31 protein-coding genes are annotated in these 26,442 nt (G+C 36.0%); 7 read left to right on the top strand and 24 right to left on the bottom strand.

Going from position 1 to position 26,442, the window contains the following annotated elements; translation table 11 throughout:
- The first annotated feature begins 2 nt into the window (after window positions 1-2).
- Entirely contained in the window at window positions 3-674 is a 672-nt protein-coding gene (locus KHA96_RS08285) for a response regulator transcription factor (protein ID WP_213128849.1), read from the top strand.
- A gap of 19 nt (window positions 675-693) precedes the next feature.
- Window positions 694-1,602: a sensor histidine kinase gene (locus KHA96_RS08280; RefSeq protein ID WP_213128848.1), complete on the top strand. Its 909-nt coding sequence runs from the start codon at window positions 694-696 to the stop codon at window positions 1,600-1,602.
- 215 nt (window positions 1,603-1,817) lie between these two features.
- Here the strand turns inward: KHA96_RS08280 and KHA96_RS08275 are convergent, their stop codons facing one another.
- From KHA96_RS08275 to KHA96_RS08255, 5 genes are all read right to left on the bottom strand, one after another.
- A complete protein-coding gene (locus KHA96_RS08275; protein WP_213128847.1) occupies window positions 1,818-2,747 on the bottom strand; it encodes an aminoglycoside phosphotransferase family protein in 930 nt (309 codons plus the stop codon).
- 39 nt (window positions 2,748-2,786) lie between these two features.
- Window positions 2,787-3,104 carry a diguanylate cyclase domain-containing protein gene (locus KHA96_RS08270; protein ID WP_213128846.1) on the bottom strand — a complete coding sequence of 106 codons (318 nt, stop codon included), beginning with the start codon at window positions 3,102-3,104 and terminating at the stop codon, window positions 2,787-2,789.
- The gene (locus KHA96_RS08265) at window positions 3,070-4,233 is read right to left on the bottom strand and encodes a sensor domain-containing diguanylate cyclase (protein WP_213128845.1); all 1,164 of its coding nucleotides are present in this window, start codon (window positions 4,231-4,233) and stop codon (window positions 3,070-3,072) included. Before KHA96_RS08265 ends, KHA96_RS08270 begins: the two co-directional genes overlap by 35 nt.
- A gap of 368 nt (window positions 4,234-4,601) precedes the next feature.
- Window positions 4,602-5,228 carry a GyrI-like domain-containing protein gene (locus tag KHA96_RS08260; RefSeq protein WP_249315410.1) on the bottom strand — a complete coding sequence of 209 codons (627 nt, stop codon included), beginning with the start codon at window positions 5,226-5,228 and terminating at the stop codon, window positions 4,602-4,604.
- A gap of 119 nt (window positions 5,229-5,347) precedes the next feature.
- A complete protein-coding gene (locus KHA96_RS08255; protein WP_213128844.1) occupies window positions 5,348-5,848 on the bottom strand; it encodes a DinB family protein in 501 nt (166 codons plus the stop codon).
- 405 nt (window positions 5,849-6,253) lie between these two features.
- Here KHA96_RS08255 and KHA96_RS08250 point away from each other — a divergent pair, with 405 nt between their 5' ends.
- Window positions 6,254-6,721 (top strand): hypothetical protein, encoded by a 468-nt coding sequence (locus KHA96_RS08250; protein WP_213128843.1) that lies wholly within the window; start codon window positions 6,254-6,256, stop codon window positions 6,719-6,721.
- 85 nt (window positions 6,722-6,806) lie between these two features.
- Here the strand turns inward: KHA96_RS08250 and KHA96_RS08245 are convergent, their stop codons facing one another.
- The 4 genes from KHA96_RS08245 to KHA96_RS08230 all read right to left on the bottom strand — a co-directional run bounded on the left by KHA96_RS08245 (window position 6,807) and on the right by KHA96_RS08230 (window position 9,479).
- Window positions 6,807-7,679, bottom strand: coding sequence for a DMT family transporter (locus KHA96_RS08245; protein ID WP_213128842.1), 873 nt, complete (start codon window positions 7,677-7,679; stop codon window positions 6,807-6,809).
- A gap of 467 nt (window positions 7,680-8,146) precedes the next feature.
- Window positions 8,147-8,818 carry a 5'-methylthioadenosine/S-adenosylhomocysteine nucleosidase family protein gene (locus KHA96_RS08240; RefSeq protein ID WP_213128841.1) on the bottom strand — a complete coding sequence of 224 codons (672 nt, stop codon included), beginning with the start codon at window positions 8,816-8,818 and terminating at the stop codon, window positions 8,147-8,149.
- 110 nt (window positions 8,819-8,928) lie between these two features.
- Window positions 8,929-9,108: a 23S rRNA (pseudouridine(1915)-N(3))-methyltransferase RlmH gene (locus tag KHA96_RS08235; protein WP_349305753.1), complete on the bottom strand. Its 180-nt coding sequence runs from the start codon at window positions 9,106-9,108 to the stop codon at window positions 8,929-8,931.
- Complete coding sequence (locus KHA96_RS08230; protein WP_213128839.1) at window positions 9,108-9,479, bottom strand: winged helix-turn-helix transcriptional regulator; 372 nt, start codon at window positions 9,477-9,479, stop codon at window positions 9,108-9,110. The genes KHA96_RS08235 and KHA96_RS08230 overlap by 1 nt, the downstream gene beginning before the upstream one ends.
- 198 nt (window positions 9,480-9,677) lie before the next feature.
- Here KHA96_RS08230 and KHA96_RS08225 point away from each other — a divergent pair, with 198 nt between their 5' ends.
- Window positions 9,678-10,877: an MFS transporter gene (locus KHA96_RS08225; RefSeq protein ID WP_213128838.1), complete on the top strand. Its 1,200-nt coding sequence runs from the start codon at window positions 9,678-9,680 to the stop codon at window positions 10,875-10,877.
- 51 nt (window positions 10,878-10,928) lie between these two features.
- Window positions 10,929-11,771 (top strand): aldo/keto reductase, encoded by an 843-nt coding sequence (locus KHA96_RS08220; RefSeq protein ID WP_213128837.1) that lies wholly within the window; start codon window positions 10,929-10,931, stop codon window positions 11,769-11,771.
- Window positions 11,772-11,981: 210 nt separating this feature from the next.
- On the opposite strand, the gene KHA96_RS08215 is transcribed toward KHA96_RS08220, so the two are convergent.
- From KHA96_RS08215 to KHA96_RS08195, 5 genes are all read right to left on the bottom strand, one after another.
- The gene (locus KHA96_RS08215) at window positions 11,982-12,980 is read right to left on the bottom strand and encodes an NADP-dependent oxidoreductase (RefSeq protein WP_213128836.1); all 999 of its coding nucleotides are present in this window, start codon (window positions 12,978-12,980) and stop codon (window positions 11,982-11,984) included.
- A 26-nt stretch (window positions 12,981-13,006) separates the two neighbouring features.
- Window positions 13,007-13,357, bottom strand: coding sequence for an ArsR/SmtB family transcription factor (locus KHA96_RS08210; protein WP_213128835.1), 351 nt, complete (start codon window positions 13,355-13,357; stop codon window positions 13,007-13,009).
- A gap of 298 nt (window positions 13,358-13,655) precedes the next feature.
- Complete coding sequence (locus KHA96_RS08205) at window positions 13,656-13,847, bottom strand: hypothetical protein (protein ID WP_213128834.1); 192 nt, start codon at window positions 13,845-13,847, stop codon at window positions 13,656-13,658.
- Window positions 13,848-13,939: 92 nt separating this feature from the next.
- Entirely contained in the window at window positions 13,940-14,503 is a 564-nt protein-coding gene (locus tag KHA96_RS08200; RefSeq protein WP_213128833.1) for a methylated-DNA--[protein]-cysteine S-methyltransferase, read from the bottom strand.
- Window positions 14,500-15,084, bottom strand: a complete 585-nt coding sequence (locus KHA96_RS08195; protein ID WP_213128832.1) for a bifunctional transcriptional activator/DNA repair enzyme AdaA — start codon at window positions 15,082-15,084, stop codon at window positions 14,500-14,502. Before KHA96_RS08195 ends, KHA96_RS08200 begins: the two co-directional genes overlap by 4 nt.
- A gap of 257 nt (window positions 15,085-15,341) precedes the next feature.
- On the opposite strand from KHA96_RS08195, the gene KHA96_RS08190 reads away from it, so the two are divergent.
- Window positions 15,342-16,106, top strand: a complete 765-nt coding sequence (locus KHA96_RS08190) for an SDR family oxidoreductase (protein WP_213129875.1) — start codon at window positions 15,342-15,344, stop codon at window positions 16,104-16,106.
- A gap of 171 nt (window positions 16,107-16,277) precedes the next feature.
- On the opposite strand, the gene KHA96_RS08185 is transcribed toward KHA96_RS08190, so the two are convergent.
- Window positions 16,278-16,658 carry a hypothetical protein gene (locus tag KHA96_RS08185; RefSeq protein WP_213128831.1) on the bottom strand — a complete coding sequence of 127 codons (381 nt, stop codon included), beginning with the start codon at window positions 16,656-16,658 and terminating at the stop codon, window positions 16,278-16,280.
- Between the two features lie 205 nt (window positions 16,659-16,863).
- On the opposite strand from KHA96_RS08185, the gene KHA96_RS08180 reads away from it, so the two are divergent.
- Complete coding sequence (locus tag KHA96_RS08180) at window positions 16,864-18,234, top strand: alpha/beta fold hydrolase (protein ID WP_213128830.1); 1,371 nt, start codon at window positions 16,864-16,866, stop codon at window positions 18,232-18,234.
- 207 nt (window positions 18,235-18,441) lie between these two features.
- Here KHA96_RS08180 and KHA96_RS08175 read toward each other — a convergent pair whose 3' ends face one another.
- From KHA96_RS08175 to KHA96_RS08135, 9 genes are all read right to left on the bottom strand, one after another.
- Window positions 18,442-19,488 (bottom strand): DUF4037 domain-containing protein, encoded by a 1,047-nt coding sequence (locus KHA96_RS08175; RefSeq protein ID WP_213128829.1) that lies wholly within the window; start codon window positions 19,486-19,488, stop codon window positions 18,442-18,444.
- Between the two features lie 91 nt (window positions 19,489-19,579).
- Window positions 19,580-20,032, bottom strand: a complete 453-nt coding sequence (locus KHA96_RS08170) for a helix-turn-helix domain-containing protein (RefSeq protein WP_213129874.1) — start codon at window positions 20,030-20,032, stop codon at window positions 19,580-19,582.
- Between the two features lie 430 nt (window positions 20,033-20,462).
- Window positions 20,463-21,674, bottom strand: coding sequence for a HEPN-associated N-terminal domain-containing protein (locus KHA96_RS08165; protein WP_213128828.1), 1,212 nt, complete (start codon window positions 21,672-21,674; stop codon window positions 20,463-20,465).
- Between the two features lie 29 nt (window positions 21,675-21,703).
- Window positions 21,704-22,564, bottom strand: a complete 861-nt coding sequence (locus KHA96_RS08160; protein WP_213128827.1) for an AbaSI family restriction endonuclease — start codon at window positions 22,562-22,564, stop codon at window positions 21,704-21,706.
- 99 nt (window positions 22,565-22,663) lie between these two features.
- A complete protein-coding gene (locus tag KHA96_RS23005; protein WP_249315409.1) occupies window positions 22,664-23,260 on the bottom strand; it encodes a hypothetical protein in 597 nt (198 codons plus the stop codon).
- A 127-nt stretch (window positions 23,261-23,387) separates the two neighbouring features.
- The gene (locus tag KHA96_RS08150; RefSeq protein WP_213128826.1) at window positions 23,388-23,933 is read right to left on the bottom strand and encodes a hypothetical protein; all 546 of its coding nucleotides are present in this window, start codon (window positions 23,931-23,933) and stop codon (window positions 23,388-23,390) included.
- A 124-nt stretch (window positions 23,934-24,057) separates the two neighbouring features.
- The gene (gene rlmH / locus KHA96_RS08145) at window positions 24,058-24,537 is read right to left on the bottom strand and encodes a 23S rRNA (pseudouridine(1915)-N(3))-methyltransferase RlmH (protein WP_213128825.1); all 480 of its coding nucleotides are present in this window, start codon (window positions 24,535-24,537) and stop codon (window positions 24,058-24,060) included.
- Between the two features lie 172 nt (window positions 24,538-24,709).
- Complete coding sequence (locus tag KHA96_RS08140) at window positions 24,710-24,868, bottom strand: CxxH/CxxC protein (protein WP_213129873.1); 159 nt, start codon at window positions 24,866-24,868, stop codon at window positions 24,710-24,712.
- A gap of 193 nt (window positions 24,869-25,061) precedes the next feature.
- Window positions 25,062-26,276, bottom strand: coding sequence for a S1C family serine protease (locus tag KHA96_RS08135; protein ID WP_213128824.1), 1,215 nt, complete (start codon window positions 26,274-26,276; stop codon window positions 25,062-25,064).
- Window positions 26,277-26,442: the final 166 nt, after the last annotated feature.

Here is a 26,442-nt window from a genome sequence, read left to right as displayed (position 1 = left end):
ATATGGAAACAATATTAATCATTGAAGACGATATGGCCATTCATTCACTTATAAAAGAAACTTTAGATTTGAATGGCATTAACACGCTAAGTGCCTACTCAGGGACTGAAGGGAAATTGCTATTTGAACAAAATCAGGTGGATTTAGTACTCTTAGATTTGATGCTTCCCGGGATGAATGGAGAAGAATTTCTTCGAGAAATTCGGCATAACTCAAGTGTTCCCGTAATTGTGATTTCAGCAAAAAATGACCAAGATTCAAAATTGGAACTTTTGACGAATGGGGCAGATGATTACATTACAAAGCCTTTTAATGTGAAAGAACTGCTTGCACGAATTCATATTCAATTACGTCATGCAACAAAGGCATCAGTCAGCAATAGGAAAGAAATTCAATATAAGAATATCCGCATAAATATAGAAACGCGTGATGTGAAGATCAATGACCAAACTCTACACCTTACAGGCCGCGAATACGCAATACTTCTACTATTTCTAGAGAATCCACAAAAAGTATTCAGCCGTGCCAATATTTATGAAAGTGTTTGGAATGAATCAGTTTTTGATAGTGACAAAACCATTAATATGCATATTAGTAATTTAAGAAATAAACTTAACAGTACAAACACAAACTACATTAAAACGGTATGGGGCATTGGCTTCAAATTTGATTAACGAAAGGAGTGTGAATGTTATGTGGGGATGGATAATGGGATTCCTAGCATTGGCGCTTCTTTTTTATATTTATTTTTTAAAGCGGGAACTACGGAAATTAAAATATCGGGTCAAAACCCTTCCTGCCCGTGCCAATTTTGGTGGGAGGCTGTATCTTGATTTCCGTGTGAAAACAATAATGGATTTAGTGGATGAATTGAATCTAATGATCGATGCATTTGAAGAAAAAAGTCGTCAAACAAAACAGATGGAGGAAAATGTGAAAATATCAATCGCTGGGCTCTCTCATGATTTACGGACACCACTCACGTCCATCAATGGCTATGTTCAGCTCTTACAAGCATCCACAGATGATGCAAAGAGGGAACACTATATAAGGACGATCGAGCATTCTGTCAAACGTCTGCTGGAAATGACAGACCACTTTTATGACTTAGCACGCATTGAAACGAATCAAAAAGAAATAACATTATCTTCTATTTCTCTTTCTAACTTTGTTGAAGAAATCTTCTTGACCTTTTATGAACAATTTGAGGAAAAGAAAATTGAACTTCAATTTCCCGAGCAAATAATGGACAGACCTATCATTGCCGACAAGTTGATGCTTACTCGTGTCATCCAAAATATTGTTCAAAATATACTTCGTTATGCTAAAAGTAAAGCGGTAGTCAGCTATGGGATTGAAGAAAGCTATCTGATTTTTAGTATTAAGAATGACATCAAGCCAGATAGTAAAGTTGCGGTAGAAAAAGTATTTATGCGATTTTATACAGAAGTCAGCAGTAGAACGAACACCGAATCAAGTGGGTTAGGCCTTTATTTGTCTAAAAAGTTAGTTGAAAAGATGAATGGGAAAATGAATGCAGAGCTGAAAGATCATTGGTTTATTCTTAACATCCATCTTCCCATCAGTGGAATTCAAGCTTAGATTATGGGATTGTTTATTCTGAACTTTATAATCATGTACTTTCCATATTACCGACGTTCTCGGTGATTTCGCCAGGCTCCTCTGAAGAAAACCCCTGTTAAGAACACTTTGTTGGAGCATATCACTAAATGACGGGCTCTTTGGTTTAAGCCCTTCTATCTGCTTCCATGTGAAGTTAAACACGAAAAGTATTTCAAACGTGTTTTTATAATCACCTAAAATGTTTGATTCAATTGAACCAACTGTTTTTTTATACTGTTAGTTAAATGTTCATGGTAAAAGTTCCAAGGTCTTCCGTAAATCATTCCCAGTCTTCGTACCCCGATAAATAATGCCCACAAATCAATCTCCAGATCGTTTTCTGCAGTAAGACTTTCAACCTCTTTATATCCATTTATTAATGGTTTAAAGCCATTTATATTATCATGCAATTTAAAATGTCCTACATCATATAAAGGACTGCTGGCCATTATTTCTCCAAAGTCAATGATCCCTGTATATAGCCCATTACTTTGGAAAATATGAGATCCATCAAAATCTCCATGAACTAACCGAGAAACTTTCCTATTCATAATAGAAAACCCTGTTTCCAAAAAGCCACGAATAGCGTTAATCTCGCTTTGATCAAAATGATATTTTGGCAATATCGCTATATCCTTATCTAAGTTTTCATGATAATAATCGTGAAAAGTTTTTTTCTCTCCAGATAAGGTATCCGACATTTCTCGATTAATAAAACCATACCCATCCATTTTTATTTGGTTGATTAAAGCAAGTTGCTTCCCTGCATCAAATAAAACCTCTCCTAGTTCATTGCTTAATGTATTGTCTTCTATGCTGCTTCCGTTTATTTCCTCAGCGATCATTATAGATAACTGAAGTAAGTCATTTTTTTGTTCGAAGTGAATTATTTTTGGTACTTTTACTCCCCTTGTAATTAGTAATTCATGTACTTTCACTTCGACAGCAAAGCTAGCATTTTGTTCTGGAAGTATACGAAGATAAGAAACTTTATCTTTTAATTGAATACGATAAACATAAGTTGATACACCTGTTTTTACTCTCTCTAATTCAACCTTTTTTTTAAAAAAACTCTCTACTATATGTTTCACTAACTCTATTTTCGGTGCTTCACCTTTTTTCAAAGTATTTCCACTCTCCTAATAGGGAAACGCAGAAATTAACTATGCGTTATCCCCCCGCTTTGAAGTTTTTTCTTCGTACATCGTTTGATCTGCTGCATCTAGGATTTCCTCTACAGTCGTAGCTGATCCGGGCTTGTAATAGGAAAATCCGTGACTAGCTGAAAGTTTATAAGGCTTTTGCCCTGACAGATTGAAACGATGAAAATCTCGTTTAATATCTCCCCACATCTCTTCTACCTTTTCTTTATTTTTCCCGAAGAAAACGATAATAAATTCGTCGCCGCCCAATCGAAATAGCACATCATCCGAGTCGATATTTCGGTTAATGATATCGCAAGCTTGTCTTGATGAGATCATCTCCTACTGAGTGACCATAGTTGTCATTGACGGTTTTTAACCCATTTATATCTATATAACAAACAATGAATTCCTGCTGATGAGTTCCACGAATTTTCTTTTCCAGCAAGATCATTCCGCTCCGCCTATTCATCACACCTGTGAGCGTGTCAATAGAGGCATGCTTAAGCAGTTCTTCTTCCTTTATCTTTAGACTAGTAATATCCGTAACCCCAATCAGAATACAAGGTTGTTCCAAATAATCAATCAATTCCAAGTTTAACATGGCCCATTTTTTCAACTCGGGGCTCACTTCATATTCCAGTTCATAATTTTTGATAGTTTGATGCTCGTCCAGCATTTTTAAAATAGTTTGCTTTTCAGTAGGGTTTGCGAATAAAAATTTCCCATCTATTTTCGTCATGTCTTGATTTTGCAAATGATAATAGTCAATGGCCTCACGATTGATAAGCAAAATTTCATCATTTTGAAGGTTTGTAAGAATCAATGGATACGGATTCATATTGAATAACCTTCGAAAACTGTCAGCGTTTCTTCTTAACTTCCATTTATTATCAAAATCCCTTTTTCGCAGCCTATAGAACATAAATGCAATCGTGTAGGAAATGACGGCAGTCCCCGTCGAATTGATCATCTTTGTAATCAGCGAGAAATAGCCCATTTCCATAAAGCATAATGCAATCAAAAAATAAATGTGATTACTGCAGAAATAGATCAAAAGCTTGTTGGGCTGAATAGGGAAAATAATAGAAATCCCTAGTAAAATAATAATATAAGCATATATATTGCCATTTAATAACTGGCTATTAAGCGAAGCCGTTGCGCCAATAAAGAGAAATAAAACGGTGTAGACATGAATAATGAGGCCCTTTCGCGCACGCTTGTAAAAATAATAAATGAGAAGAAAAATAATCGACAGCAAAAAACCTGAAAGGTGAATAGAAGCAAGAACCCCTTTATATACCTGGTCAGCCACTGTATTTAACAGGAAAAAATCAGCGTAGAAAAAGCCGGGATATGTCACTATGAGCATAAAAGAAACTAATTTAAGTCGTTCGAAAAATAACTCATTTGAGTAAGCCGTAAAATCTTTTTGGTCATCGATATGTTTAGATGAAAATAATCTCATTTTTTAAATTCCTTTATAATATTTAAAATAATTTAATATAACCAAACATATTATACACTTTAAGTCAAAAGAAAAGGTATAACCTAAATATTAACATTTAGTGTTAAATGACAATTGTGGAGAAAATGAATAGATAAAGTGAGGTTTAGGTTAGTGGATAGTTAGAAATTCAATGAAAAATAAGCACTTATCCATGTCCCAGGATAGTGCCAGTTATTTGGTTTACATATTCTATCATTTGAACCCCTCTGCAAAAAAACGCATTCAAAACCAGTTTGACCAAGAGCCGTAATGAAATGAGCAGCTACTTTCAAATATGTAGATTCTTAAAAACAGTCTTCACTAGATACTTAATCGAAGGTGCCGAATTATGAGAGTTTTTTTACAGGGAACCTTAACACTGTTTTTAACTTTGCTGGTTCTGTTTTTCGGGGATCCGACAAATAAATTTCCCGATGAATTTTGCTTGTACGGCTATATCCATGCTCGGCACAAAATGCTTCCATTCGCTCAAAACTTTGCGTCTCATCGTCAAAGCTGCCGATATGCATCATTTGACAGCTTAATCCCTCTGTCGCTTGTTCAAACCTAGCTTTTTCAAGGAATGGATTGGCCTTTTTCCTTTTCGTCTGTTCTAGAAATCGCTCGAACTCTTTTTCTGTCAAAAAATCGGGTTGGCGAATCATAATCGTATATTTAAAATTGCTTTTATCCGTCGAGGGTTTCGACCGATCAAGCAGGTCCCACACGCCCTCAAGCGGAAAAACCGTATATTCATAATATCCTGCTGGTACATCATCACTTTTATACGACATTCTCACGGCATAACTCAAACTGTACAAGGCTTCTATCGCCTTTCCAAACTCCTCTTCATTAGGATCACCTGAGCCGTCGACCATAATAAACGGCAGTTTCGGAACGTCTAAAATTTCAGGCACCGTTTTCGGCATATAAAGGTGCTTAAAATCTTTTTTATAATCTACTTTTTTGCTCAAAGCCACACTCTCCTTTGTATTCTTTGAGATTAGCTTAACATGTTGAATACGGAAAATACTCTAAACAGCCGCAGTACTCGGTGCTCTGCGGCAGTTTGGCGTATATAGAAACGAGAAACTTAGTTTTGGAATCCCTCGTCAGCCGAGGGGCCGTAGATGCCCGGCACAGGAATATCGAGAAGCCTCAAGTATACCCCGAGCTGTGCCCGGTGGTGAATCATATGGCTTAATCCGAAAGTGCGGAGTGCCATAGCTCGCGGTGCTTGGAAAATGATATGGTCTCCGTTTCGCAACGTCCATCCCTCACCAAGCGTTTTCTCATCGCTTTCCCCGATCAACTTTTCCAGTATGCCAACATTCTCATCGAACTCATCAAGAACCTCTGCACGTCTTTCCAAAGCTTCGCGCCGCAACGGCACAGTCGAAAGATCTAGCTCCGGGGATTGAAAAATGGCAATTTGCCAGTTCAGCAGGTTGATTAAGTGCGTGGCCAGCTCGCCAAGCGTCATCGATTTCTCATGCGGCTTCCATGCCATATGTTCCTCGGGCAAGCGTTCCAGAATACGGCGCGTATTGGCAAGTTCCTGCATAGCATCGCCAACAATCAATTGTTTGACCATAGATCCATCTCCTCCATTATGAAAAATTAACTTAATATCCTCATTCGCTATTCATATTAAAAATTCCTTTTAAACTTCACTTCTAAATGGTGGTTTTTAAAGATCGAAAAGTTGAATTTTTGCTGTACTTTTATTAAGACAATCCTGATAAGCTCTCCCAAATTTATATTCAATCATTTCTAATACTACATTCAGCTTTTCGCAATTTCCTACATTAAAATCGCAATAGTTTAGTACTAGGAAACTTGCAAGTACAGTGTGAAGTCGGAAAGACTGGTGATTACTTCAAAAGCTTTTAGTAGAAACTAAACAATATTGCCAAGACTATAATAAGTGTTTGAATATTTGCGGAGTATAGAAGAAAGCTATTGGTTATTAAGGAAATTTTTACGAGAGGAAATAACTATGATTGGACTTATTATCGCCATTGTTTTATTTAATGTAATAGCTTTGGCAACAAACAAACGCCTTACTAAAAATCAAATTATTCATATATGGACATTCACCATTGTGTTTCAAGTAATTGTTGATCACGTGATTGATTTACAATTCCATGGTTATTGGTACTTTACAGAAATTCCAGAATGGAGAGATTTGCTTCCGATAACCGTGTTGATTCCTCCCGTTAATATAATATTTGTAAATTGGTACCCATTTGGAAAACAGCTCTATAAGCGTATATTCTATGTTGCTGTATGGTTTATATTCATTACTTGTTATGAATTGGTCACCTTACTCCCTGAACCTTGGGGATACTTTCATCATGCATGGTGGAATATATGGTATTCAGCTATCGTAAATCCTTTCTTGCTCATGAGTGTGATACTTTATTATAAATGGATTTGTAAAATCGAAAACTCGCTCGTTAAGTAAGCATGAGTGAAGTGAGAAACGTGGCAGCGTGTGTTATAAAATTAGAAAAAGTGCGTTTCTATATAAAATAGAAACGCACTTTTCATTATTCATCTTTTATAACTATAAAAACACCACTAAAAATTAAAATTGTACCTAACCAAAATGTCATTCCAATGGTTTCACCTAACAATAACCAACCTAGAAAGGAACCGACTATTGGTTGAAAGAAAAAGAACAGGCCTCCAGTGGAAGCATTCATCAATTGCAGACCTTTATTCCACAAGAAAAAACCACCAGCTGTTGATACAATGCCTAAGTATAATAATCCACCTGAAATGGTAGGCTGTAAAATACTAGATAGATTTAGATTATTTAATCTTGGAAGTACTAATGGAGTCAATAAAATGACAGCAACGATAGACGAATAAGTTGTAATGACAATTTGTGAATATTGTGTTGGAACTTTTTTTACTAAAACGGACATTAGTGCCCAAGTTAACGCAGCAAGCAATAAATAAAAACCACCTAATTGTTGCGTAACATTAATTGGACCACTTCCAACAATAATGCCAACTCCGATTGTTGCTAGTACAATGGAAAGACACTTTTTTATCGTTATTTTTTCTTTCAGAATTACGCGGGCAAATAGGACCATAAAAGCAGGTGTCGTGGAAGTAATAATAGCACCCATTTGAGCAGTAGAAAGCATTGTACCTATTTCCTGTGTGACAATGGAAATGGTATTGCCAAATAGACCAACGAGAAAAATAAGGAGCCAATCTTTTTTAGCAATCCACCATGATTGTTTCATACAAAAACCAATAATGACAAGTATCATTACAGCAATGACATAACGTATCCAAACAAGCTCCAAAGGTGGAACAACTTCAACAACTACTTTTACTACAACATACATTGCGCCCCAAATGCTCGCAGCAAGTGATAAAAATAAGGAGCCTACTATTTTCTTATTCATGTTTTTCCTCCGTTTATCATAGAAATCTATGTCCTTAACGGAGAAAAGCTCTTCTACCGTTAAGGAAGAAGGATGGTTGGTACATCATTTTCAAACAATGGGTAAAACATCATGTAAATGCACTCCAATCAATTTAAGTTACTAATAATATGGTATTAATGTTACTAAACACTACGATAACAGAAAAGCTATTTGCATTTCATTACTGATAATCTGAAGGGTAGTTGGTTCTATTTTTTGATCAATGAAATAACAGATTTTATTTAACTTGCTGGAAAATGTTTATTAATTCTATACATCCTCCCTCAAGCTTCAAACTAGCGTCCACAAGCCATCCTAGACATTCTGGGCATAAGAAAAGCACCATGCAAACGAATGTAGCAAGTGCTTCAGGTTGTATGGAGAAATGTATGATAGTCTTACATTATATTTACCATAAAAGATCTTTCTATTAACTTTAAATTTATTCAAATAAATCTTTTTAAATATTCGCTAAATATTTTGTTCATAACTTTAGGGGTGTTTTCTAAATAAATATTAATTTGTTCAATATTCGATTCGAATTTATCAGAGTTTCTTTCATCTGTTGGAAAATCAGATATTCCTTTTATAATAATGCACTCAACATCATTCTTCTTACAGATATAAGCGATTGCCCCCGCTTCTGTATCGGCTATTGTTATTTCATTTTCTATAAGCTCTAAATAGTCCTTCCACATAACTACTGCTTTATCAGCGGTGCCAATTGTTCCTGTATAAAAATCATTTCCATATTTTGATAGATCAATATCGACTACGAAGGATTGTTTAATAAATGGTTCAATTTCTTTTACTGTACAATCATATTGAACAGCTTTATTAGGTACAAAAATATCTAAATTACTGAACTGATCATCTATTCCTGCACATGTTCCCGCAACGATTACTTTAGTTAAATTAAATTTAGAAATCATATACTGATTACCGCCAACACCATTTACTTTTCTTACACCGGTACTATAAAAAACAAGTTCAGTATCATTAATTGTTCTTATGAAATACTCGCCATAAGGATAACCGAAACGTTCGTTATCTTTTATGCCAAAGTACTCCAGTGCCGCATCATATTCCCACTTCGTTGCTATGCTTATTCCTGTCATCGACTTATCACCCTACAAATATAATCTGTCACTATTATTTACTTTTAGAAATTCAAATCCAAGTGTATAGAAACTCAAAGGTTAGCCAAGAAAATACATTAGCTCTCCCCTTATAAAATCCAAACAGCCCTATACACATGCACTACCAAAATCATCTTTATTAACTGATGTGAAAACGTCATCCTTGATAGCGACAGAACTTCATCCCTCGCCCCATCATTTCTGCACTCAATCCCGGTGACTTCACTAATAACGAACATAATCTTATTGTTGTGATTTAGATATGAAATTACTTTAGATGTTCATTCAGTATGTTCTCTTCTAAAACATCAAATTTATTCCCATAAACTTTGGTAATATGTTTTTCTCCCCAATCACATAGAGAATTTAAAATTCCCTCTAAACTCCGACCATACTCACTTAATTCATACTCCACTTTTGGTGGGACTTGATTATAAACGATTCGATTAATAACTCCATCTTCCTCTAACTCACGTAATTGTTGAGTTAACATTTTTTGGGTGATGTTTGGCATTAGACGCTTCAATTCATTTGTTCGTTTCTTTCCATGAGTTAAATGGCATAAAATCACGCATTTCCATTTTCCCCCTATTACCTCGAGAGTGGCTTCTACAGATATATTGTATTTCTTCTGTTGCATATTTGATACCTCCAATTATAGGTACAATTAAGTGCCTATGATACTTCCAAGTGCTTATAGCACTTTAAAGTACGTACTTCTTTTTCTAATCTTTTTATCCCATAATAGCATTTGCGGGTTGATGTGAACATATTCACTTTCGATATTGTTTACTTAAGCGAATGGACACCCCGTATTACTTTATTGGGAGGAAGGAGTATGTCTTTAGATAAAAAACGAAGCATCTTCGCATTATTAGCTCTAGCGGTTAGTGCTTTTGCTATTGGCACTACGGAGTTTATTAGCGTCGGACTTTTGCCTCTAATTGCTGAGGATTTAAATATATCTGTTACAACAGCTGGTTTGACTGTTTCTTTATATGCATTAGGAGTAACATTTGGAGCACCTATCCTTACGTCTGTTACTTCGAAGGTACCACGTAAAACTTTATTAATTTGGATTATGGTTATCTTTATTTTAGGAAATAGCCTCGCCGCAACTGCTACTTCCATCGGGGTACTATTATCGGCACGCGTGATTTCTGCTTTTTCTCATGGTGTTTTCATGTCTATTGGATCAACTATTGCGGCTGATTTAGTCCCAGAAAATAAGAGAGCAAGTGCGATTTCCATCATGTTTACAGGTCTAACAGTTGCAACTGTTACAGGAGTTCCTTTTGGGACATTTATCGGCCAGCAAATGGGCTGGAGAATCGCCTTTATTGTTATTGTAACGATTGGTATCATTGCTCTCATCGCCAATAGTATTCTCGTTCCATCAGATTTACAAAAAGGAAAGCTTACTAAAATAAAAGACCAATTTAAATTAATCACAAATAGTCGTTTATTACTTGTATTTATCATTACTGCTCTGGGATATGGGGGAACCTTCGTTGTCTTTACTTATTTATCGCCATTACTGCAGAGCATCACTGGATTGAAAGAGGATACTGTAGCAATTGTTTTACTTATTTACGGTATAGCCATAGCCATCGGTAATATGCTAGGTGGAAAACTATCGAACCATAATCCAATTAAGGCATTATTTTATATGTTTACCATTCAAGCGATAATCCTATTTATTTTATTCTTTACAATACCTTATAAAGTAGTTGGATTAATCACTATTTTCCTTATGGGTCTCATGGCTTTTATAAATGTCCCAGGACTACAAGTATATGTAGTCATGCTAGCGGAGCGTTATATTCCTACAGCGGTAGATATCGCATCGGCTATTAATATTGCAGCATTTAATGCCGGAATTGCATTAGGATCCTTCCTAGGTGGCCTTGTGACAAACTCTATTGGAATTATTCATACAGCTTGGGTAGGAGCCCTTATGGTTCTAGCAGCCGTCCTTTTAACAGGATATAGTCATTTACTTGAGAAAAAAGACTCGTCTATCATTAAATCAATGTAATTCTATACTATGACATGTTTTCTTTAATATAAAAAACTGGAGGTTTATATCATGAATAAAAGCTTACAAAATACTACAACATTGCATAATGGAGTTAATATGCCCTGGTTTGGACTTGGTGTTTTTAAAGTGGAAGAAGGTCCAGAACTAGTAAATACCGTAAAATTTGCGATTAAACACGGTTACCGCAGCATTGATACAGCCGCAATTTATGAAAATGAAGAAGGCGTTGGACAAGGTATCCGAGAAGGGATAAAAGAAGCGGGCATCTCTAGGAAGGATTTATTTGTTACTTCTAAGGTTTGGAATTCGGATTTAGGCTACGAATCCACAATCAAAGCTTATGAAACAAGTTTAAATAAGTTAGGTCTTGACTACTTAGATTTATACCTTATTCATTGGCCTGTAGAAAATAAGTACAAAGAGGCTTGGCGAGCGCTGGAAACTCTTTATAAGGAAGGAAAGGTTAGAGCAATCGGGGTTAGTAACTTCCAAGTCCATCATCTTCAGCGCTTATTAAAGGATGCAGAAGTTAAACCAATGATAAACCAAGTGGAATACCATCCAAATTTGACACAAATAGAAGTCAAAACTTTTTGTCGCCGCAACGGCATTCAACTAGAAGCTTGGTCGCCATTAATGCAAGGCCAACTATTAGACCATCCAACTTTAATGGAGTTGTCTAGAAAATATAATAAATCCGTGCCTCAAATTATTTTAAGATGGGATTTCCAAAATGGAGTTGTTACGATTCCAAAATCAACGAAAGAACAACGAATTGTAGAGAATGCAAACATTTTTGATTTTAAGATAATAAGTAAGGATATGGAGCTCATTGATAGCCTCGATCAAAATTTACGAGTGGGACCAGACCCCGATAATTTTGATTTTTAATGATTCATTTAATAAAAAGAGCTGCGCTCATATGATTCCGAGCGCAGCTTTTTATGTTAAAATTATTTTTCTATTGGTGTCGAATAAAACTTTATTTAATAGATCATTTATAGCTTTAGAATAAAGATTGATCGAAAAGTTTCTTTACCCGATATTTACTATCATTACAAAAGACTCCATCTTGCAAAAAGATTGTTCTTCATGTAACAACTATCTAATTTTTAATATTACCTTCCCTTTCGCTCTTCCTGTTTCCACATATTCCATCGCTTTTTGAGCATCCATAAAAGGGAAAACTCTATCAATGATAGGTTTGATTTTACCCGTCTCAATAAAATTTGCGATTATACGTAATTGCTCTCCACTTGGCTTCATAAACAAAAATGTATATTGAGCATTATACCTTTTTTCAAGCTTTGTCATTTTATGACTTGCTGCTGAAAACAACAATGTTTTAAAAAACCCGGAACCATATTCTTTGCCAAAACGAGCATTCGGCAATCCCGAAACGGAAACAATTTTTCCTCCGCTTTTTAACACTTTAAATGATTTTTCAAGTGTTTCGCCCCCAAGTGTATCAAATACGGCATCATAGTTTTTTAGTATCTCTTCAAATTTTTCTGTCTTGTAATTTATGATTTCATCTGCACCGAGAGATTTTACTAAATTCTCGCCAGCTTCACTTGCAGTCGTTGTAACAATGGCCCCCATTAATTTAGCCAGTTGAATAGCAAAGGTACCAACGCCACCAGCCCCAGCTTGAATCAATATCTTCTGCCCTTTTTGTAATTGCAAAATGTCTAGTAGGGCTTGATAGGTGGTTAACCCAACCAGCGGGATCGATGCTGCTTCTTCAAAGCTCAAATTTTTAGGCTTCAAGGCGATGTCATCTTCATGGATAGCGATATATTCAGCAAAAGTACCAATTTTGCTCTTACGTGGACGTGCATATATTTCGTCGCCAACTTTAAAACGAGTCACTTTTGCGCCAACTTTTGCAACGATACCAGAAAAGTCATTCCCTAAGATAAGAGGCATTTTATATTTAACTAACAATTTCACTTTCCCATCGCGTATCTTAAAATCGACGGGATTAATACTAGCTGCATGAATTTCTGCGAGTACCTCATATTCACCAATTTCAGGCGTAGGCATTTCTGCCAAACGCATAGGAACTTTCCCATATCGATCAATAACCATTGCTTTCATAGCCTATACCTCCAATCAATGTCTGTTTATATTCCATCATTTCCATAAAAGTTCTGCATGAACTTATCAATATCCAACATAAGCGTTTTTAATAAACCTAATTCTGTACGTACATTAATATAATAAAAGTTTTTTGTTCCTTCTTTACGCATTAATATAACACCAGCATCCCGTAAAACCTTTAGATGATGGGACACAGCTGGTCGAGAAAGATGTGTTTGTTCAGTGATTTCACCCACACGTAATCCTGTTTGACAATCCGTCCCCATTAAAACTAACAAAATCGATTGACGTGTTTCATCACCAATTGCCATTAGTACCTTTTGGCAATTAATAAAATCCTGTTTGATCATATTTAGTTGGTCCTGTTTATTCATTCAGTCAAATACCTCCAATATCGGTTCAATGGTTTAAGTTGATAAACCATATGAGCAAATACAACAATATACGATCGTTATGTTAGATGCAATATTGAGAAAGCAAATCGAGACGAATACATTATAGATGGGAATTTTTATACTTCTACAGATTGGCTCGTATCCATAGCAAAGACCACTTAACAGTAAGCCAGCAAACTACCCGATAATAAAACCATCTTTTATCCGTTCATTAGCGCAAAATTATGCAAAACAAAAAACACCCTGTCCGCAACAAAAACGAAACAAGGTGTTACTATTATGAACGCCACCGTTCTAAATCTTGATAATCCTGCATATAAGGGCCGTTATCTGCTACTGCAGAATGGTATAATGCTTTAATTGCTAAATTCTTCTCTAAGCCCATTTCTACTTTGATTCTTTTTAATTCATCATGTAATTCACGATGTTCATTAATTAATTTGGTCATGATCGTTTTATTATATTTCATCTTGTCACATTCCTTCTCTCATTACTAAATTATGCAGGACAGTAAAATCAACTAGATTCTCTTTTTTAATCATCCCGCTTATTATTATTAAATCAATTCATTATGCCACTTTTACTCGTATTATGCGAAAAAAATATAGGGGCACTTTTTTCCACTTGCAATAGCTTCGCTTTCATATCAAGTCCACCTCGATAACCGTTGAGTGAACCGTTCTTGGCAATGACCCGATGGCAAGGGACTATGATTAAAAGTGGGTTCGCACCAATGGCAGTCCCTACTGCTCTTGCAGACATCGGCTTACCTATTTGCTCCGAGATATCTGAGTATGAGCGGGTCTGGCCGTATGGAATACTATGGAGTGCGTCCCATACCTCAAGCTGGAAAGACGTTCCTCGAACATCCATTGGTACCGTGAAGTTTTGCCGTTCGCCTTTTAAGTATTCAATCAATTCGTTTATATACGATTTACATTTTTCATCATTTCTTATTAGTAGACTGTCTGGATCCCGTCGGTAAACCCATTTTGCCATATCCTCATAGCTCATGTTCGTTGATCCAACGAAACATAGCCCCTTTTCTGTAGCAGCTATTATGAATTTCCAGTCATCGTATGTGACCCAAGACCAAAACACTGTAGAATCTTTCGGTCCAATCATTTTGTTCCACTCCTATTTATGTGAGCATTTTTATTTAAATATCGATATTCGCCTGGTGTGCTTCCAATAATTTTCTTAAATAAGGTGATGAAATAAGGTGTATTGGGTATCCCTACAGATTTGGCAATTTCATGCATTGTCTGATCAGTTTCAAGTAAAGCTTGGATAGCTTTAACGATTCTTCGTTCTTGAATGTATTGTGCAGGAGTTACCCCTTTAATTCGCTTAAATGTGCGTTGTAGATGATGAGGACTTCCGTGGCAACTGTCCGCGATCGATTGTAATGTAAGTGGCTCTGTATCATGTAAATGAATATATTCCGTAATTTGTTCCACCCACGCTTGATCTGGAAGAAGTTTATCGGTCGGCTTACACCTTTTACAAGGACGGAAATTAGCCTTCAGCGCTTCAGTCGCATTTTGAAATATATAGACATTTTCCTTATTAGGAATTCTCGATTTACAAGAAGGTTTGCAAAAGATCCCAGTTGTGGCAATTGCATAAAAAAACTTATTGTCATAGGAATGATCATTACCTACAATGGCATTCCATATTTCATCAGATATCCGATCGACTTTCATCTTCATCACCTCATAATCATTATACCCGTCAGAATGCCAGATGTAAGTGAAAAGGAATAGGAGAGCAAGATATTGAAACCATATATTGAGCCATTAGTGTTATGTTTATGCGCGTATATTGGGAGGAGCACCAACAAGAAATTATGTTGAGTTTGAGAACGAGCGTTACTTGATTCCTCCGTCGAATTAGAAGGCAACATTTTGAAATAGTCCTTGTGTTAAAAATGAAGATGAGAAAAACACAAGGAGATGAAGGAATGAAAAGTTTACATGGAAAAGTGGCTCTCGTTACAGGAGCAAGCAAGGGAATTGGTCGTTCTATCGCCACACGGTTAGGAACGGAAGGTGCGTTGGTCGCCGTGCATTATGGTTCTGACCAAGAAGGAGCAGAATCTGTAGTTAAGGAAATTGAGCGTAAAGGAGGAAATTCTTTCGCCATTGGAGCAAAATTTGGTTCTAACGAAAGTATTACTACATTTTTTCACCAATTGGATCAATTGTTAGAGCAACGTACTGGCAGCAGCAGCTTCGATATCCTGGTTAACAACGCAGGGACCCCTCTTAGTGCGCAAATTGAAGAAACGACAGAAGAAGCATTTGATGAAGTAATGAATATTAACGTAAAAACGCCCTTTTTTCTCACTCAACAAGCTTTACCTAGACTACGAGATGAAGGTCGCATCATTAATATTTCTTCAGCTGTAACAAGAATATCTCTGCCCGGAATACCTGCATACAGCATGAGCAAGGCAGCAATCGATTCGCTGACATTAGCTTTATCCACTCAAGTTGCTGCGCGCAACATCACGATTAATGCGATTCAGCCTGGATTCGTTGCAACGGATATGAACGCCGGGATGTTAAATGATCCGGATCTATATAAATTCGGCGCTGGGTTCTCAGCATTTGGCAGATGGGGTCAGCCTGAGGATATCGCTGATGTCGCAGCATTCTTAGCCTCGCCAGACAGCCGATGGGTTACAGGACAAAGCATTGATGCAAGCGGGGGTTCGCATTTGTAATATCAGATATCACCAATTTTAAATACAACTAAAAAAGGATGATCTCTGCAAAGACAGGGATCATCTTTTTTTCACACTGATTGAATTGAATAATTTCATACTTTAAACAAACTATTTTCACGGGAAGTTAAGAAGGAGAAACAAGGAAGCTGTCCCCTATCCCTGATTCTCTTAAAAAATAGATGGAAGTGGTATGTTTGTGTTTCTTTCTGTTTTTTCGTTCTTTTGCTGCTCAGGCTTTAGTGGTCTTTCTGAAAGATCTAGACCTACTTGAGCCTTCTCGATAGCTAGATTTTTCGCTGCCTCATTTTCTGCTTTTATTTTTTGAACTTCAGCATTCAATTTGTTGAGCAGGTCGGCTTGTCTTTGTGTTAGGCTCACTTCATGTTCATTTAAAGCACTACGATGATCATCTTTTACTTGTTGCTTTGCTTCAAAGCTACTTGTTGGCACTTTCGGTGCAACAGGTGCAGCAGAAACAGGTGATGCCGTAACATAAAGAGCAAGCGCTATAGTGCAAGGGATCATCCAGTATGTTCTTTTCTTCTTCATATTTTCACCATCCTTTCTCATCTTTCTCGATATAGCGAAGGCAGGTTCACTGCTTCCAGTTTAGTATAATCATTGATTGGTAACAGAAAGGTAACAAATTAAAGGATTTTAACATATTTTGTCGAAATAATTCTGTATTAATGGAAAAGAAAGGCGATGGATTATGCCTTATGTAGAAGTAAACGAGCACAGGATGTATTATAAATTGGAAGATTGTAAGAGCGACAATAAAGATATCCTTTTGCTCATCCATGGGCTGGCACTGGATTCTTCATGCTGGGGGCAATTTCCGAATTTTCTTCATGAAACCTTTACTGTTATTCAATACGATATACGCTCTCATGGTAAGAGCAGTACAGGTGAAGGGCAAATTACATGGGACGTGCTGCGCGAGGATTTGCACGGTCTTATTGAAAAATTAAAGCTGACGAAGGTGCATATTCTAGCATTTGGCTACGGCACATATTTAGCGGTAAAGTATGCACTTAAGTACACAAATAATGTGCAGTCTCTTACGCTTATGTCGCTTCCTTATCTGGCACCAAATAACCCGCATTTTTATTTAGCACAACACGTTTTTCCTTATATAAAAGATACGATGAAAGCCGGGCATCCTAATTTTCTGCATCCATACGAAGAATTATTGAAGGGATACACGACTCTAGGGTCAAGTGATAATGGACTTAAACAATATTTTCGCGTCCTGCTAGGATATTCAGACGAGCACTTTTCTGACATGGTTAAACTAACGTCCACACCAACATTACTAATGGAGCTTCCAGAATTACCATGTCCAGTCCTTATTTTAAGCGGGGCTTTAAATGTAACTACACCAGATGCTTTTTTGAATGCAAGTTCTTTTCTATTAAAAAATGGAACTCGTATTTCGATACCAGATGCTTCTTTTCTTTTATTTCTGGAACAACCTGAAGTTGCGGCAAAATGGATTCATCTTTTTGTATTGCGGCATAGTAATACTAGCTTTTCACGAATGGATACACAGATGTTTATTCAAGCGGTTTTTCAGCCAGAGGAGGGGCAAGCATCTTATCGCGCTCCTATTCTGTATGTCCAGCTGATGAGCGGATTCCGCGTCGAGATTGATTCTGTCCCGATTACATCAAGCTGGCAAAAGCGGCATGCGAAAAGAATTCTCTCGTACTTAGTTTTCCATCCCATCACGACTCGTGATATTTTATGTGAGGAATTTTTTCCTCACCTCGATCCAGATAAAGCGAAGGCGAACCTAAAGGTGTGTATGCATCACTTAGAAAAAATGTTGCGGCATCCAACCATTTCGGCGAAGGGTCTGTTGTTTCAAAAAGGCACGGTTTCCGTCCAATATAAAATTAAATGTGATCTCGCTGACTTTCTGACAGTGGTTCGCCAAGCATTTGTCGAACAGGATCCGCTCATTCGTTATGAATTGTGCAAACAATTACCACCATCAATACCGGAAACACTCTTAGCAGACAACTATGATAATTGGGCCATTTCACTGCGACACGAAATTGATGCTCAACTATGTTATCTAGCTGAGTGGATGAAGAAATTTCAGTATCAAAAACTAACTTGATATTTTTACATAAGTCGGATTCTTAGTATATGGGGATTCGACTTTTTAATCCGCAGGAACTGGCAGTAAGATTCCTACTTCAAGAATTCGAATAGAGCAGAATGGTTGGTGGTGGCTCAACTGCCCTTATGGTTCGCCATACCATTGTAACTTTGCTCTTTTTTAATTTATCATACTTGGAAATCTGTTAAGCATGATAGAAGTCAACTATTCTAATAGATTCGTATAAAGTAAGCGCACTATGTTTTTTTCCGATGATTGGTTAATGAATCGAAAATCGGTATTATCCGTTACTTGATCAATTGCTCCAATTAATCGCTTTTGAGACAATTTTCGTATTGTTGAATCTTTGATACCTTTTACAATACGATCTGCAAACTTCTCCCCTTGGATGACCTTGAATGGCCGATCAAAAAACAAAGAAGCCTGTTCTGTCATTTTTTCAGTAATTTGCAACTGATTATGCTTTCGTGCTATTAACTCATAAGCCTTACACAACTCTTCTTCACGTTCTTTCCATGTCCTTGCTGCTTGAACATCCAACAGAATCGGCAACAACTCATTCGCGTATTTCAATTCCTTAAATGCTGTTCCAAACCACTTCGGATATGGAGCATACTTACGTTCCATTAGGAAACAGAGATTCATGATATCTCTAACAATCCTTGAAGCGATAATGGATGATCCAAGTTCATCCCCCATATAACCAGCACGACCTATTAGATGTTCTTCCTGTCCAATCCTGTTCCAGACAGCCGCCATTTGCAGTAACCATATATCGTTAGGGAAATAATGTAATTGTTTGCGAACATTATTCAATTTCCCTGTATCATCACGAAAAACTTCACCACCAATAATTTCAGCTAATACTTGAGATGGGAATGTAAGCCAATCAACTAGTTGAATTCCCTTGGACCAATCTATTGCTAGGCCTCTTTCAAGAAACTCATCTAAAGTAGTAATTATTGTTTGCTTCAAATCTATTGTATATCCATAAAATTCATCAGGTTTATTTATTTGTAGAGTATGTTGAATACCATCAGCTAAATTCATATCCTTATTTTCAAGAAATAAAAGAACACGAGGACCCCAATCGTGATCCGTTGACATTTCGGTATCAAAACCTAGTACCTCGCTTCCAGGGCCAATAAGTGCTGAGCCATACTGTAAGTCAGGATAGTTTCTTGAAATAACTGGTTCTACAAATTCTAAATGGAATCTTCTGCTCAACTCTATACCATTTATAAAATCCATTAATACAACCTCCCTAAATAAATGTTTCAGCCAGCCCAGCAAACTTAATCACAAAAAAACCGATATAGTTTACTAGGATTACTCCTATATCCTAATCCTCTTTATATTTTTCCTTAAAAGCACTGGTACCAATGCCCCCAACAATGATCAAAAGTAACGGGCCAAAATTCCAAATGAATGAACCACCTAATAAAGTAATATTTAATGCAGTAAATTTATTTAGAAGGAGAACCCCTATTTTTAATATCAAAAGAATAACACCTAAAAAAGTCAATATATCAAAAAATGCTATTAACTTCGGATGCGCCAATTGCTTACTATCATTAATTACTTTTTCTTTCAACTCTTCATCGCTCCTCAACAATTCATCAATCGTTACACCAAAAAGGTCACTTAGTTTTATAACAATCTCAATACTGGGATAATTTTGTCCATTCTCCCACTTTGAAACTGACTGTCGACTTACAAAAAGTTTTCCCGCCAATTCTTCTTGTGACCAGCCTCTGTTTTTTCTCTCATTTTTCAACTTCTCAGCAAAGTTCACTTCAACAATCACCTTTTTTCAGTTTATTATCCAATATTGTTATAAACACTGCTAAATGTAAAGATAGCAATAGTTGCGGGGCACCGCACGTTATGGTTGACATGCATAAACACTATAATTCACTATGATTATATGTAATTTTGATATTCTAAAAAACAAAATCTCAATATCCTATTCCAAGAAAGTGTATTATAAAAAAATTGGTGACCCATGTTTGCATGGGTCACCAAAATGGAATGAACTTTCCGATTAACTTCATTTCTTTTTTCTACTTTATTTCTATTGTGTTTCTTACCTCGGATAAGGGAAAAAGATGAGTGCGAGAGTAAAAAAGGTTTTCTTTTGATTAGATTCTTTATTACAACTTCGGCATTTTGTTTCCTCATTACTTATGGTACGGTTCTCCGTGGTGTATCTAAGTGAGTTTTTTTTAGGATTTATTAGAAATATGAGAAACTTTAGTCAGAATCATCTCATGTGAAGACCCTTCAGCTCCAGATTCACCAAATTCTTTGTTTTCTAAGAAAAGGACATAAGATTTTTTTCCATTCCTAGAACTTCTATAAGCAATTCCAGCTAAAGTTTTTCCATCAATAGTTTTAAAAATATGCCTAAAGTATTCCGTAACAATTTGTGTTGGCACATAATCTATATGCTCTTTACCATCTTTACTAATAGGTTTGGAAAAATCTTCAAGAAATTTATAGAAAAAGATTATTACCTGCCTTTTTTCTCTTTCTTCTTCATTAAATATACTTGGAATTTTAGGAAGCTCTGTTAAATCCAAGACAGTTAACTCTTTAGTATTTTCAAACTCACCTACACTAGCGACAACATTTTCACCTTGCTTATAATCAACCTCTAATATTGCAGTATCCACATCGCAAGCACCATAAAACATAGGGATACCTGCTGGACTCATTCTATTAGAATTAAGAGCATATTCTCTAGGAGGCGTTCCTAGCTCTTTAGAAGAAGTAAAATATTCTCTCTTATTTGAAACCCGTACTCGATAAAACTTTTGTGAAGGTAACACTTTTATTAATCCCATCTCTTCTACCATAGAACCTATAAAATCAATAATTTCATAAGGATTAAGGAAGCCTTCAATATTACCAGGAGCAGCTGTTTTATAAAAAACATACCTTGTCTCATGTTTAACTAAATTTGAAAAGGTTCTCCAAGAGAAATATAGTTCTTCTTCCTCTGAGGTTCCATAAGGGTCAATTTCACACCACATAGTGTCTATCAGCTGATTTTTTATATCTTTCATTAAATATTCATTTTCAATCTCTGCTTCGGGACATAAAATTTCCTCCACAAAATCCCATCCATCATAGATGGATACACCTAAATAGCCACCCTCTCTTGAATCATAACCTACTCCTTCATCATCAGGGTTTCCCCATTCATACTTTAGATGGTCAATTATATACTCCATTACATCATCTATATCAGCTGCTATTGAAAATCCTTCCTCATTTGTAGCACCACAGTAGCTACAGTAATTTGAATCTGCATATTCTTCTATAAATTTTTGTAGAAAGCTCTCATTAATACAATCTCCACAAACATATTTATCACCAAAAGTAGTAAACCCATATACACTTTGCCTATCTAATAGTCGGTCATGTATCCCCATACTTCACAAATTTCTCCTTCCATCTATACTTATCTTATTTTCGGGTTATAGGTTTTTACTCTAGTTGCACTTCTCTCCCAAACCAAACAATTTTCACTATAAGATTGCTCTATATTTAACTTATACTCACCCTTAAATCTATACATTACATCCCCAAGAGGACCTTTTACTTTGGCAAAGACAATTCTATTATGTATGTTGCTTTCAATATGCTCCTCCATATGAGCTTTTACTTTACTTTTATCCGTACTTTTTTCTCTAATAATTAGCTCATCGGAAGTAATTGAGTTGTCCCATTCATCATTAGGATACAATTTTGGAAACCAAAGTCTGGTATCATCTAGATAAGGGTGTTTTGCTCCTCCTTTAAACCAACTTTTATAATTATGTCCAAAACAATTGCAAACATCTACACATTTTTCAAATGCTACATTTTCTTTTAATTCTATATAGCCTTTATTGATATATGTCTTTGGGTCATTTTCTCTCTCAATATCCCATGGTTCAAATTCCCTTCCCAATTCACTAATTTTTTTATTTAAATATTGTATAATAAATTCGATTTGATTATTTATAGCATCCAAATCTTCACTCACATCTACTCTAAGAATCTCATGATTTGTAATAGACACAATATCTTTTTCTCTTATTTCATCCTGTATGATTTGATGAATATGGTGAGGTTCATCAACCTCTATATGGACTCCTATTTGTGGAAAATACATATCAGTCAAAGCATATCTTCCGTCGTCCCTTACAACGTATTGTTGTGTAACAAACTTTACATCAAGATTGTCTAATTTATGCCAAATTCTAGTTACTACATAATTTTCATCATTCTTTTTATTTGTCTTTGCTAATTGAGCTTTAATAAAATTGTACTTTTTCAATCTCTATCACTCCAGCTCCATTTGTTTCTAATTAAGATTGTAAAAACCATATAAAAAGACAAGCCAAATTTTAATTAAAGAAAAATGGGCTTGTCTTTATTATTCTGGTTTATCTAATCGTGATTGAATGTTTTTCCAGTGTTTCTTCACTTGTGTTTCCATAAGATTTACAGTATTTGAATCTTCATCAAATATCTTCTGCGCTCTTTCAGCATAACTAATAAAATTCCCATGCCCTTTCTTACTTTTTCCCAAGTGCGAGTAGTTCTTATCGATTTGATTCATATCTTCAAATAATAAAACAAGCCAATCATAAGCATCCTTGTTTTTCTCTATGCAACTTTCAATATGTGGGCTAATGAATTCAAGTATTCGAGATAAATTATGAAAAGTTTCCTTAACAAATAATTTTCTATCTTCTAATGCTGTTATATATTTAAATCCTATTGCCTTTAAAATTAATTCTAAACTATGTCTATAAAGATATGCTAAAGAGAAAAAGTAATTATCCAATTTGCTAATATCTGACACTTCTAATATATTATCAGTTATTAGATATGAAGACTCTTTAAATTTCAAAGCATAATTTAAAAATTCTTCTTGTAAATTACTGTTTCCACTAATGGTTATGATGTTCTCTTCAACATCACCCAATTGCATAAAATTTGGATTATTATTCGGCCAATTTTGCCCCATTAACGTTTCCCCTCTTTGTTGTTTTCTAATAAACTATATTTCAATTCTGTCACTTGACTAATTAATTAAAATCATCAAAACTTAAACTTGTGTTTTATATATTTAATAGTTTTTGTTCAAAAAACTACTAAATACTTAAAGTATAGCTTTGCACTAGTTTCCCATTTTGATAATATTCCACTAATGCTTCCATTCGAGAAATGTTCAATTCATAATAAACACCTAGTATGTATCTGCAAACATGTTCTGGTAAAGATTTTCCATCATAGCTCCAAATGTTATCAAACGATTGTCTTGTTAAAGCTTTTAATCGCTCTCTATCTTTTTCTTTCTCACTCCTTCTTCCACTAGACTTTTTCATTTCTAAAGCAATCAAATTATCTTGTACCAGATTTTCTCCTCTACTGTGAAGAATTAAATCACAGTTGATTGTAATGATTTCTCCTTCTCCATCTTTTATTGTCTTTAGTCTTCCATTAATATTTCTGTTGTACTCAACATCAACATAGTATTGCCTATATAGAGCATTATCTTTTGCTTTATTTAGGTAAAGCATTAACTGACCACATAAAGTTCGTTCTGAGACTCCACTTTGTATAAGCTCCTTTTGTTCAATTAAATACTTTTTATTAGCTAATTCAAATAATTCTTTCATTTCGTTATACTTATTCATAAATATATCCTCCATCTATTGATTACATATACATATTAAACCATTTAATTTCATAAAAAAAACAGTCTACCTTTACTTTACTAATTTGGATAGACTGTTTTTAGGATAAACTCTAAAACCTCATTTACTTATGGTACGGTTCCCCCTTAATAATCCTAAACGCTCTATACACCTGCTCTACCAATATCAATCTCATCAACTGATGCGGAAATGTCATTTTCGAAAATGATAAACCTTCATCCGCTCGCTTCATTACTTCTTCGCTCAATCCTAATGATCCACCAATGACAAATACAATTTTACTCTTTCCATAAGTAGCTAGGTGATCCATCCGTTCGGCGAGTTCTTCGGATGTTTTCATTTTTCCTTCGATGGCGAGGGCGATGACGTGGGCGTCGGGGTGGATTTTGGAGAGGATGCGGTCGCCTTCTTTCGCTTTGACTTGAAGCATCTCGTTTTCGCTGAGTACTTCGGGGGCTTTTTCGTCGGGGACTTCGATGACTTCTACCTTTGCGTAGGCGGAGAGGCGTTTTAAATATTCATCGATGCCTTGTTTTAAGTATTTTTCTTTTAGTTTTCCGACGGTGATGATTGAGATATTCACAATAGTTTCCCTCTCTTTATTAACGGGTATTAGTTAAAGATCGATTATTTTTATTTCGGGTCTATTGACCCCGACCTTTAGTTATAAACATATTACACACATATTACAAACAACTTATACACAGAAGTTATCCACATATCCCCAAATTGTATCCACATTTTGTATGCGAGCATTAGTTCCCCACAATATATGCAGCTGTCTTTTCACAATATTCACAGGGTGTGGATAAGTCGCCCTCTGTTTTGAGCTCCTCTAATACAGGTGCAGTTTCATACTCATCCACGATAATATCTAGTGCTAATTCTACATGTTCTTTACAACAATAAATCATCTTAAACCCTTCTCTCTGTTGACTTTCATTCACTTTTACACAATCTCTATCCATATGTACTATTAAACGAAAAATTTTACCTGCTTTTCGCTTATTTTACCCACATTACTAATCCACTTATCCACACCCTATTGTATCATTAACTAAAAAAGCGAGAAAGCCCACAAAAAGCTTTCCCGCTCAGTTATCCCCATTACATCCTTGTTTCGTCTGTCAGCTTAAGCGTGACTTCTTGTTTCTTTCCACCACGATAATAAGTGACCTTCATCGAATCGCCGACTTTTTTATGGTTATATAAGTATTTTCTCAGTTCTACAACATCTGCCACTTTTTCATCGTCTAATTGAACGATGACATCAAGTTCAGTTAATCCTGCTTTATCTGCAGGGGAATTTGGTACAACGGATTCAACCATAATTCCTTCAGTTACCTCATGTGGCAGCTTCAATGTTTGCTGCTGATGATAAGCTGAAATTTCAGCGACATTTCTAAGCGTGATCCCCATCGCAGGACGCTTCACTTCGCCGTATTTCTCTAGATCTTCAATAATGGGAGCGACATAGTTGATTGGAATAGAAAATCCGATTCCTTCAACAGCACTTTGGGCAATTTTCATTGAGTTGATCCCTATGACTTGCCCCGCAATATTTACTAATGCCCCTCCACTATTCCCAGGGTTGATGGCAGCGTCAGTCTGAATTACTTCTGCGTTCCAGTCTGGAATACCGTCATTATTAATATCCACAGGAACAGTACGGTTTACGCCAGAGATAATTCCTTGGGTGACAGATCCTGAAAACTGCAATCCTAATGGATTTCCGATGGCAAGGACGGGTTCCCCGATTTTTAAAGCATCTGAATCGCCAAATTCATTTACTTGTTCATTTCCAATCCCTTTTGAACTGACTTCAACAACAGCAAGATCCGTCCATACATCAGTCCCTCTTAGCTTTGCTGCAATCTTCGTTCCATCTGGCAATGTTACTTCTAATTGGTTGGCTCCTTCGACAACATGATTATTCGTTACAATATAGGCAGTGTCTCCAGCCTTTTTATAAATAACACCGGAACCAACGCCTGCTTCTTGCCCATCGCCTGTTGCTGACCAGAAGTTAGCTGATTGGATATTCGTAATTCCTACTACTCCATTCCCTGCTTTATCGACTGCTTTCGTTACATCCGTCGTCACATCGAGGGAGAGATTTTTCGTTACATTATTGTTTGCATTACCTTGATTCGTTTCAATTCGTGCTGTGCTTACGTCAGATTGATTGTTGCCTACTATATTCGGATAGATGATGGCAACAAGTAAGGCTCCTATAATCCCACCTATCAGTCCAGTAAAGAAACCAGATCCTCTACGTCTCGGTTGATAGCGGTTTGGGTTGTGACTATCATAAAATCCCATGAAACACCTTCCCTTTCTATAGCTCCATGCCTCTTAGTTTGCCTTTATATGTTCATATTATAATGTTTATGGATAAAATAACAAAATATAAAGCCATTGTGGAAGTTATTAACGATTGGTGCTGAGTTTACGTAAAGTCACTACAGAAATGCGGCTCTTTGATTGT

The sequence above is a fragment of the Bacillus sp. FJAT-49711 genome (assembly GCF_018343715.1).
GTDB lineage: Bacteria > Bacillota > Bacilli > Bacillales > Bacillaceae_C > Lederbergia.
The sequence above is the reverse complement of the archived record's forward strand: the minus strand, read 5'-3'. Positions and strand labels throughout refer to the sequence as shown.